This window comes from Kitasatospora sp. NPDC059571 (assembly GCF_042735675.1).
Classification (GTDB): Bacteria; Actinomycetota; Actinomycetes; order Streptomycetales; family Streptomycetaceae; genus Kitasatospora.
This window is the reverse complement of sequence record NZ_JBHWBW010000534.1, coordinates 1-2927: the sequence shown is the minus strand read 5'-3', so window position 1 is coordinate 2927 and position 2927 is coordinate 1. Positions and strand designations below refer to the sequence as shown.

At 70.3% G+C, this 2927-nt stretch carries 3 protein-coding genes; all 3 read right to left on the bottom strand.

What is annotated here, in order from left to right; translation table 11 throughout:
* Positions 1-113 precede the first annotated feature (113 nt).
* Positions 114-1211, bottom strand: coding sequence for a DUF475 domain-containing protein (locus tag ACFV0G_RS34880; RefSeq protein ID WP_380556642.1), 1098 nt, complete (start codon positions 1209-1211; stop codon positions 114-116).
* Positions 1212-1265: 54 nt separating this feature from the next.
* Positions 1266-1841: a TerD family protein gene (locus ACFV0G_RS34875; RefSeq protein WP_380556640.1), complete on the bottom strand. Its 576-nt coding sequence runs from the start codon at positions 1839-1841 to the stop codon at positions 1266-1268.
* 367 nt (positions 1842-2208) lie between these two features.
* The gene (locus ACFV0G_RS34870; RefSeq protein ID WP_380556638.1) at positions 2209-2784 is read right to left on the bottom strand and encodes a TerD family protein; all 576 of its coding nucleotides are present in this window, start codon (positions 2782-2784) and stop codon (positions 2209-2211) included.
* Between the last annotated feature and the right edge of the window lie 143 nt (positions 2785-2927).

The following is a 2927-nucleotide window of genomic DNA, read 5'->3' as shown; positions in this document are numbered from 1 at the left end:
CCCTGCGGCGCGGCCTCCGGCCGCTCGCCCCCCCCGAGTCCGCCGTCCCCGGGCCGGGGCCGCGCGGGCCCCCCGACCGGGGGGGGGCCCCCTCTCGTTGTGCTGTGCGCCGGTCAGACCGAGGTCGGTTCCGACTCGGCGGGGGTCTCCAGCGCCTGCTCGCGGCGGTTGCGGACCACCGAGGAGGCCAGCGCCGCGCCGATGAAGCCGACGCCGATCAGGCCGGTGACGATCTCCGGGATGTGGTACTCGATGGAGACCAGCAGGATCAGCGCCAGCGCGCCGATCGCGTAGTGCGCGCCGTGCTCCAGGTAGACGTAGTCGTCCAGGGTGCCCTTGCGGACGAGGTAGACGGTGAGCGAGCGGATGTACATCGCGCCGATGCCCAGACCCAGGGTGATCATGAAGATGTCCTGGGAGATGGCGAACGCGCCGACCACGCCGTCGAAGGAGAACGACGCGTCGAGGACCTCCAGGTAGAGGAACAGGAAGAACGCGGCCTTGCCGCCGACCTGGACGAGCGACTTGCCGGTGCGCTCGGCCTCCTCCTCGGCCTCCTCCTGCGCCTCGAGACCGGACTCGAACACCCCGGAGAGGCCGTTCACGGCGAGGTAGGTGGCGAGGCCCATCAGGCCGGCCAGCAGCACCGTCTCGGCGTGCCCGGCGGCGAACAGCCGGGAGGCGACGGCCAGCGCGACCAGGGCGATCACCGAGGAGAGGGCGTCCAGCTTGCCGATCTTCTCCAGCGGCTTCTCCAGCCAGCGCAGCCAGTTGAAGTCCTTCTCCTCGAAGATGAAGTCGAGGAAGATCATCAGCAGGAAGATGCCGCCGAAGGCCGCGATCGCCGGGTTGGCGGCCGCGAGGTAGTCGGCGTAGGTCTGGCCGTTGTAGGTCTTCGAGGAGTCGAGCGCGAGGTCGATCACCGTGCCGGGGCTCAGGTGCGCGGTGAGGCCCACCACCAGCAGCGGGAAGATCAGCCGCATGCCGAAGACGGCGATCAGGACGCCGACCGTCAGGAAGATCTTCTGCCAGAAGGGGTTCATCCGCTTCAGGACGGTGGCGTTGACGACCGCGTTGTCGAACGACAGGGAGATCTCGAGGATCGAGAGGATCAGCACGACGCCGAAGCCCTCTGCCCCCCAGATCAGGCCGGCGGCGATCAGGCCGGCGATCGTGATGGCGAAGGACCATCCGAATGTGCGGAGGAACACGGAGTCAGTTACCTTTCGATTTCATGGCTGCGAGGCGGTTTTCGGCGGCGGACTTTACTGGACGTTTACTCCGAAATCCAGGGCGATGCCGCGCAGGCCCGAGGCGTAGCCCTGGCCCACCGCGCGGAACTTCCACTCGCCCTGGTAGCGGTAGAGCTCGCCGAAGATCATCGCCGTCTCGCTGGAGGCGTCCTCGGAGAGGTCGTACCGGGCGATCTCCCGCCCGTCGGTCAGGTTGACGACCCGGATGTAGGCGTTGGAGACCTGGCCGAAGTTCTGGATCCGGGCCTCGGCGTCGTAGATCGAGACCGCGAAGACCACCTTGTCGACCTGGACGGGGACCAGGTCGAGGTTGACCTGGACGACCTCGTCGTCGCCCTCCCCGTCGCCGGTGAGGTTGTCGCCCTGGTGCTCGACCGAGCCCTCGGGGCTGCGCAGGTTGTTGTAGAACACGAAGTACTCGTCGCCGAGCACCCGTCCACCGGCGCACAGCAGGGCGCTGGCGTCCAGGTCGAACGGCGCGCCGGTGGTCGAGCGGGCGTCCCAGCCCAGCCCGATCTGCACCTGCGTCAGATTGGGCGCCGCCTTGGTCAGCGAGACGTTGCCGCCCTTGGCCAGCGTGACACTCATTGCGATTCCTCCCAGCTCCCGTCCCCGGGGCTCCCGATCGGCGATTCGGTTCGCCCGGCCGCCGGACGCACCCCACAGAGGTGTATGCCCCCGGTCCCCCGTGCGGCGGTGCTCACCCGCCTGAACTTCCTGAACTCCGCCTCCGGCGGCGGACGGGGGCCGGGGCGCCGGCGCGGGCACCGGGCGGGGGGCCCCCCACGCGCCGGGACCAGGCCAGAACACCAAGCGGGTGGGGGGGCGAGACGCGGGGCCCCCCCCCCGGCGGGCCAGCGCCCAAAAACCCCGGGGGGTTCCGGGCCCCGCGGGGGGCGGGTCGGCACCGCCGCGGGCCCGGCCCGCCGGGCGGCCGGGCCCTTCGCGGCGCAGGTCAGACGTTGACGCCGAAGTCCTGCGCGATGCCGCGCAGACCGGAGGCGTACCCCTGGCCGATGGCGCGGAACTTCCACTCGGCGCCGTTGCGGTAGAGCTCGCCGAAGACCATCGCGGTCTCGGTGGAGGCGTCCTCGGAGAGGTCGTAGCGGGCGATCTCGGCCCCGCCCGCCTGGTTGATGACCCGGATGAACGCGTTGCGGACCTGGCCGAAGTTCTGCTGGCGGTTCTCCGCGTCGTAGATCGAGACCGGGAAGACGATCTTGGCGACGTCGGCCGGGACGCCGGCCAGGTTGACCTTGATCTGCTCGTCGTCGCCCTCGCCCTCACCGGTGAGGTTGTCGCCGGTGTGCTCGACCGAGCCGTCCTGGCTGGTGAGGTTGTTGAAGAAGACGAAGTCCGCGTCGGAGCGGACCCGGCCCTGCTCGGTGCAGAGCAGCGCGCTGGCGTCGAGGTCGAAGTCGGTACCGGTGGTGGTGCGGACGTCCCAGCCGAGGCCGACGACGACGGCCGTCAGGCCAGGGGCCTCCTTGGTCAGGGAGACGTTGCCGCCCTTGCTCAGGCTGACACCCACAAGTCCTCCAAAGGTGCGGGAGGCACGGTCGGTGCCCCCGGTGGTTGGGGACCGCCCGTACGCGGTGCCCGTCCTGCCAACGGCCCGATCGTAGTGCCGGGTTCCCCCGGGGGTGCCGGAACCGCGGCGGCGCGCCCGGACAG

Coding starts and splice junctions, on each gene's coding strand:
- ACFV0G_RS34875 (WP_380556640.1), bottom strand. CDS start 1,841: ATGAGTGTCACGCTGGCCAAGGGCGGCAACGTCTCGCTGACCAAGGCG.